This is a genomic window from Gemmatimonadota bacterium (assembly GCA_026706345.1).
Lineage (GTDB): Bacteria > JAAXHH01 > JAAXHH01 > JAAXHH01 > JAAXHH01 > JAAXHH01.
In genome coordinates this window covers 52,077-58,563 of the sequence record JAPOYX010000164.1, presented here as the reverse complement: position 1 = coordinate 58,563, position 6,487 = coordinate 52,077, and the positions used below count along the sequence as shown (strand labels likewise).

Sequence of the window (6,487 nt, the reverse complement as noted above, 5' to 3'; positions counted from 1 at the left end):
CCTGGTCCGCCTGGTCCGCCTGGTCCGCCTGGTCCGCCTGGTCCGCCTGGTCCGCATTCCCTCCCGCCGCCTGCTATTCGTCGAGGGCTTTCCGGAATTCAGTGAGGCGCAGTTGACCGCACGCCGCCTGTCATCCGGCGCGGGCTTTCCGGGATTCAGCGAGGCGCAGTTGACCGCACGCCGCGTCGATGTCCCGTCCGCGCTCCCGGCGCATGGTCAGTTGCAGCCCGCCCGCCCGCAGCGCATCCGCGAATACCGCCTGCCGGTGTTCGTCGGGCGTTTCGTAGGGCAGGCCGCGCACCGGGTTATAGGGAATGAGATTCAGCTTGCACTTGTCTTTTTTCAACAGCCTGACAAGGTTTTCCGCGTCCTGGAACCGGTCGTTCACGCCCTTGAGCAGGACGTATTCATAGGTAATGATCCGGTCGGTCACCCCGGTGTAATGGCGGCATGCCTTCATGAGCTGCTTGAGGGGATAGCGCCTGTTGATCGGCACGATCAAGGAACGGGTCCGGTCGTCGGCGGCATGGAGGGAAACAGACAGTTCGAACTGGATCTTCTCTTCGGCCAACTGGTAGATCTTCGGAACCAGTCCGCTGGTGGATAACGTGATTCTCCTCGCGCCGATGCCGAGTCCCCAGTCGGCGTTGATGATCCGCACGGCCCGCAGCACCTGGCGGTAGTTGGCCAGCGGTTCCCCCATGCCCATGACGACAATGTTGTTTATGGACCGCACTTCGCCGTCCGGCCCGTCCTGCCCCGCCAGCTTCCTGACCTGTACGACCTGGTCGACGATTTCGGACGACGTCAGGTTGCGCACCAGGCCCTCCAGTCCGCTCGCGCAGAAACGGCAGCCGATAGCGCATCCCACCTGCGTGGAGATACAGAGCGTATTGCGCCTCGACCCGCCGATCAGAACGGTTTCCACCTTCTGGCCGTCCCCGAGTTCGAACAGGTACTTCGTCGTCGGTCCGTGACGCGACTTCGAACGCCTGGCGGGAGTCAGGGGTTTCAGGCACGCACGGTCGGCCAGTCCGGCCCGGAATGACTTGGACAGGTTGGTCATTTCTTCAAATGACCCCGCGGCCTTCTTGTATACCCACGAGGCGATCTGCCCGGCCCGGTAGCCCGGTTCGTTCATCTCCGCGACGATCCGCGAGATCTCGGGCAGCGTCAGGCCCCTCAGGTCGGGCTTCCCGCCTTCAGTCTGCCGATAGGCCTGTTTTTTCGCGTTTTGCCGTATCGTTTGCCTATTCACGCGCCCGCTCCGGTCATCGTGTGTGAACCGGACCAAGATACGTCGGGAAGCACGCATTGTCTATTGAATAGTAATCCCGGACTACATAGGGAAAAAGAAACGCCCCGGAACCTGCAGGTTCCGGGGCGCGGTTGGCCGCGTGAAAGTAAAACGCGGAAGTCCTCGATTCAATGGCGGCGGTCCGGTCCTGCAACCAACCGGCGGATATCAGAGCGAGAAGCCATACTTGACGTACCAGAACGCGCCGCTGAAGCCGAACGGACTGTACTGGCTGTACTTGTTGCCCGGGCCTCCCGAGGGGTCGCCGGCGGCATGGGGATTCTCGTCCGGATAGGTGTTCAGGATGTTCTGCCCGCCAATGGTTATCCTGGACCGCTCGTCGTTGAACTTAATGGTACTCTCCAGGTCCAGCAGGACCTTGCCTTCATAGGTCTCGCCATCGCGAAAATCATACCAGGAACCGTAGTAGCTGGCCCGTCCCAGGGCGTTCAAATTATCGGACAGGGCCTGGGTCAGCGTCAGGGCGCCGCGTTGCCTGGGGAGTCCCTCCTCCAGCGCCTTGATCTGCGTGGCGCCCAGGATTTCCGGATTGTGATCGGTGACTTCGGAACTCGTGTAGTTGTAGGCCAGGCTGAGCGTACCCGAGTTCACCGGCGCAGATATGACGACATTGATTCCCCGGTTGGCGGAGTCGAAATCATTGGTGAAAAACTGAAACCCCTGCAACCCCGCCGCGCTGGTGATGCCTTCGGCGATCAACTGGGCTCTCTCCTCGTCGGTGAGCTCGAAATTCTGGGAGACGGTCAGGCGGTCGCGCACCCTGATGTCGAAATAATCGATGGTGGCGCTCACGGTGCCCAGATCGAAGACGAGGCCCGCGGAGATGTTTACGGACTTCTCCGCGTCGAGCGGCTTGCCGCCCTTCAACTCGGCCGCGCGGCTGTTGGAAGGCACCGTACCGTTGTTCACCAGGTCGTTCAGTTCCAGATCGAACTCCGTCGTGATGTTGAACGCGTTCTGCTGGCCGGGTGTCGGCGCCCTGAAACCCGTACTGGCGCTGCCGCGCAGTTTCACTTCGTCGGTTAAGCTGGAGTTCGTGGCCACCTTGTAGTTGGTGGTCGTACCGAAATCTTCGAAATCTTCGGCACGCACGGCCAAATCGAGCAGCCACCGGTCCGTGGGCGTGAGACCGCCTTCCAGGTAGATCGCATTGTTGGAACGGTCCCACTCACCCGAGGCGACCTTGCTGAATCCCGCGAAACCATTGGTAGCCGACGTGAATCCCTGGCTGGCGAGGGGCTGGCCAATCAGGTAGGACTCGATCTGGCCTTCGACGATCTCGAAGGTCTCGGTCCGGCGTTCGAGACCTGCGGCTAGGACCAGATTGTTGCCGACCGGGTAGGTCACGTCGAAGTTCAGGTTGACTTCGGACTGGACATAGGAGCCCGGATCGAAATAGGTCGGGGTGTCGGGACCCATGGAGGCGTTGACCGTATTGTAGATGAAATAGTCCGCCTCGTTGCGTCCGTACGCCGCGCTCAGTTCCCAGCGCATCAGGGTCGCCGCGCGTCCCCTGATGCCAAGGACCACGGACTCGTCCGACGCGAACGCGCCGAACCGGGGCGTGAATCCCCCGGGAAACATTTTCAGAAACGAGAAGCAGTTGGGATCGTCGCGAATCCGCAGCCAGGCTTCCTGGTCCGGCCGGTCGTTGATGATGGGCACCGGCGCGCATTCGCCGCCCTGGCCCACGCCGTCCAGGTCGCCGACCAGCACCGATGGTAGCATCGCTCCGTCAATATTCACCACGGGCCCCTGGAACACGCCGCCGCGGGTGTGCGGATTGCGGAAGTAAAACCCGCCGTCGACTTCCTTGCTGGCATAGTTGGCGTGGCCGAAGAACTCGAGGTTATCGCCGATCGCCGCGCCGTAGTTGGCGAAGATCTTCAGGTCGTCCCGTACAAAGGGCTGGCCCCAGAAATGCTCGGGATTGGCTATGTCGAGATTGCCGGCCGCGATCAGGGCCGCGCCGGATGCCGTCTGTACCGAAGGATCGTTTCGCTGGAGTTGCCGTATTCCACGCTGAGACTGGCCCACGCGTCTTCATGGCCTATACCGACATTGCCCGCGACTGAGAACAGCTCTCCGTCACCGAGGAACCTGCCGGAACCGTCCTGGAAGCTGCCGACCTTCGTCTCCATGTTGAATCCGTCGTAGTTGTCCTTGAGTTGGAAGTTCAGCACCCCCGCGATGGCGTCGGAACCGTACTGCGCCGAGGCGCCGTCTCGCAGGACTTCCACCCTTTCGAGCGCAATGGCCGGACGATGGTGCCCGCGTCGCTGATCGGCTGGGTGTTGACGTTGTAGGAGGGTACGACGTTTCGCATCAGGTCAGCGAGATCCGAACCGCCCTGCTGAACGAACTCCTCGACTTGAATCACGTCGATGGGCACGGCCGATTCCGTCAGGGAGCGCGGCTGCGCACGGGACCCGGTCACCACCACGGCATCCAATGGCGTCTCCAGTATGACCGACATTTCCTGAACCGCTTCCCCGGTTGTCGTCTGCTCTTCTGCCGGGACTGCTTCTTCAGCGGTTTCCTGGGCCAGGACCGCCGGTGCGCCGATCAGGAGAAGCAGCGCGATGGAGTGTAGGACGAAATGGAATGGTTTGCTGTCTGTGATCCGCTTCATCTTGATCCCCCTTACAGTTGCCGGATGCATTGGGTGTGAGTCCTTCATCATGGCGAGCGGCGTTTTTGCCAATGGAGGACGGATTCGGATTCGCGACAGGTGGAAAGACGTGTGCCTATGAGGGACATTATACTTATTCCATATATGGAATGCGTGAGGTCCCGGTGAGTATTCTGTGAGGATTGTATGAGTACTTTTGCCGGCGCCGGACGCCGGTTCAACGGTTCAAGTTGCTTTTCTCAGAGGGAATCGTTAGATTGGACGTGTCAAGGAGTCGATCGAACCGCAGGTAACCGCGACGAAAGAGGCTGAAGGGCTTGGTTTGGGAGGATATGGAAGATGGCTAAGGACAGAAGCTTTGCGGCCAAGATGGCGAAGGGGAGCGACAAGGATCAGGACGAGCAGGTCCAGACTGTATTGCTGGTCAAGCCCGTCAAGTCCGAAGAAGGCCACTACAAGTTCAAGCGCACGCTGGCCAAGCTGACCCCCGAGAACAAGAAGGCCCTGGGCGTCTGAAGCGGGACCGTCCCCGAAACCGCCTCGCCTTTCAGTTCCCCTTAATACCCTTCGTTAAAACAACGCATGGACGAGGGCGTCTCTTTCTTCCGCCATCTGCAGCGTGCCCAGCAGGTTGTTCACCGCATGGATGGCGAGAGGGACGTATAACGAACCGGTACGTTCCCGGGCGATCCCGAGCAGGATCCCGATCAGGGCGATCAGCGTGAGAAAATACGCATCGTACTGGGCGACGTGCAACAGCGTCCAGAGCAGTGTCGTGACGACGATCGTCCCTCCGGCGCCCATCCTTGTCCGGCGCAGCCCCTCGTACAGAAATCCCCTGAACAGCACTTCTTCGAAAACCGGCGCGGCGATCACGAGCGCGAACCACAGCAGTGCGGTGTAACGCGTGGTTTCGATGATCGTTTCCATGACCGGCGGCACGGGCGATCGTCCGAGCTCGACGGTGACCAGGTCGGCGGCGTGCAGCAGTACCCAGGCGAGCAGTACCCACCCGAGCAGAGTCGTGGTGCGGACCGGAAGAAGCGCCAGCCAGGTTCGCGGGTCGATGTCCCGCGCGCGGCTGACGACGCGCAATACCAGCAATGTGCAGGGTCCGGCGGAGAAGATCACGCCCAGGGCGACCAGGTCGCCCATGCGTTCCGCGGGGTCCAGGTTCAGCACGACCACCGCGGCGATGGTCGCGGCGAACTGCAGGACCAGGTAGGCGCTCAGGACCAGCACGCCGGAAACGAGGGTGAACCTGAGGCGCGGAGGCGCGGGGATGTCTCCGGGCTCAGCCGCGTGCAGGGGCGTGTCGTTCATGAGGTCCGCCGCCCGTGTCTGTACGAGGGGAGGTGGAGCACGCTGCCCGGCAGGCTGCGTCCGGCCGCCGGATCAGAGAATGGCACGGAACAGGTAGAAGAAGACGATCGCCAGCAGGGCGCCGACGGGAACGGTGACGATCCAGGAGGCCGCGATCCTTCCCAGGATGCTCAAGTCGAGGGCCTTGACGCCCTGGGCCAGCCCCACGCCCATGACCCCGCCTACCAGGGTCTGGGTCGTCGAAATGGGCAGGCCGAGGCGACTTGCCAGGACGATGGTAATGGCAGCGGCGAATTCGGCCGAGTATCCCCGGGTGGGTGTCAACTCCGTGATCTTGGTTCCGATCGTCGCCATGACCCGGTAGCCCATGGTCGCCAACCCGATGACGATGCCGACGCCGCCGACCAGCAGAAGCCAGGCGGGCACCGGAGACTCGGGGTTGACCACCCCGGATTGGCTGATGTTCACTACGGCCGCCAGCGGTCCGATGGCATTCGCCACGTCGTTGGATCCATGGGCGAAGGCCACGGCGCAGGCGCTCATGATCTGGAGCACGCCGAACATTTTTTCCACGATGGCCATCTGGGCGTCACCGGACGATGCGTCCACGGGTTCTGTCCCCGGCCGGTTGCCGATCATGCCGAGGAGAAAGTAGCCCGCGATGACGGCGAAGATGCCCAGGATGGAGGACCAGAGCAGGGATTCCACCAGGGTGAGATCCAGGTCGATATTCTTGAGCCCCTTGAACAGGGTGACCAGCGAGATGACGATGACGACGCTGAATATGTACAGCGGCGCCCATTTCCGGGTCATCCGCACGGGATCGGGATGTCGAAGAATCGTCCACTTGATCGCGCTGTAGATCAGATAGGCCAGGGCGCCGGACAGCAGAGGCGAAACGACCCAGGAGGCAACGATCTGTATCAGTTGTTCCCACTGCACGACGCTGGTGCCGAAAGCCACCATGCCGAACCCCGCTATGGCGCCCACGATCGAATGGGTGGTGGACACGGGCCAGCCCAGCCGGGAAGCGACTACGAGCCAGGTGCCGGCCGCCATGAGGGACGCGAGCATGCCGTACACGATAAGTTCCGGCGCGGACGCGGAGACGACCGGATCCAGTATGCCGCCCCGGACGGTCTTGGTAACCTGTCCCCCTACGAGGAAGGCGCCCAGGAATTCGAGCACCGCGGCGATGAGGATGGCCTGCTTGA

The 6,487-nt window shown here is 61.9% G+C and carries 6 protein-coding genes; 1 reads left to right on the top strand and 5 read right to left on the bottom strand.

Features of this window, described 5'->3' with window-relative positions; translation table 11 throughout:
- Positions 1–130: 130 nt before the first annotated feature.
- From rlmN to OXG98_10860, 3 genes are all read right to left on the bottom strand, one after another.
- Complete coding sequence (rlmN, locus tag OXG98_10870; protein MCY3772506.1) at positions 131–1,258, bottom strand: 23S rRNA (adenine(2503)-C(2))-methyltransferase RlmN; 1,128 nt, start codon at positions 1,256–1,258, stop codon at positions 131–133.
- Between the two features lie 207 nt (positions 1,259–1,465).
- Positions 1,466–3,355, bottom strand: coding sequence for a TonB-dependent receptor (locus tag OXG98_10865; GenBank protein MCY3772505.1), 1,890 nt, complete (start codon positions 3,353–3,355; stop codon positions 1,466–1,468).
- A gap of 139 nt (positions 3,356–3,494) precedes the next feature.
- Complete coding sequence (locus OXG98_10860; protein MCY3772504.1) at positions 3,495–3,950, bottom strand: hypothetical protein; 456 nt, start codon at positions 3,948–3,950, stop codon at positions 3,495–3,497.
- Between the two features lie 339 nt (positions 3,951–4,289).
- Between OXG98_10860 and OXG98_10855 the strand changes: the two genes are divergently transcribed.
- Positions 4,290–4,466: a hypothetical protein gene (locus OXG98_10855; GenBank protein ID MCY3772503.1), complete on the top strand. Its 177-nt coding sequence runs from the start codon at positions 4,290–4,292 to the stop codon at positions 4,464–4,466.
- 54 nt (positions 4,467–4,520) lie between these two features.
- On the opposite strand, the gene OXG98_10850 is transcribed toward OXG98_10855, so the two are convergent.
- Together OXG98_10850 and OXG98_10845 are read right to left on the bottom strand one after the other, a co-directional pair.
- On the bottom strand, positions 4,521–5,273 hold the full coding sequence (locus OXG98_10850) for a type II CAAX endopeptidase family protein (protein ID MCY3772502.1): 753 nt from the start codon (positions 5,271–5,273) through the stop codon (positions 4,521–4,523).
- 72 nt (positions 5,274–5,345) lie between these two features.
- Positions 5,346–6,487, bottom strand: a 1,142-nt coding sequence (locus OXG98_10845; GenBank protein ID MCY3772501.1) for an inorganic phosphate transporter, incomplete at its 5' end; no start/stop codon positions are given.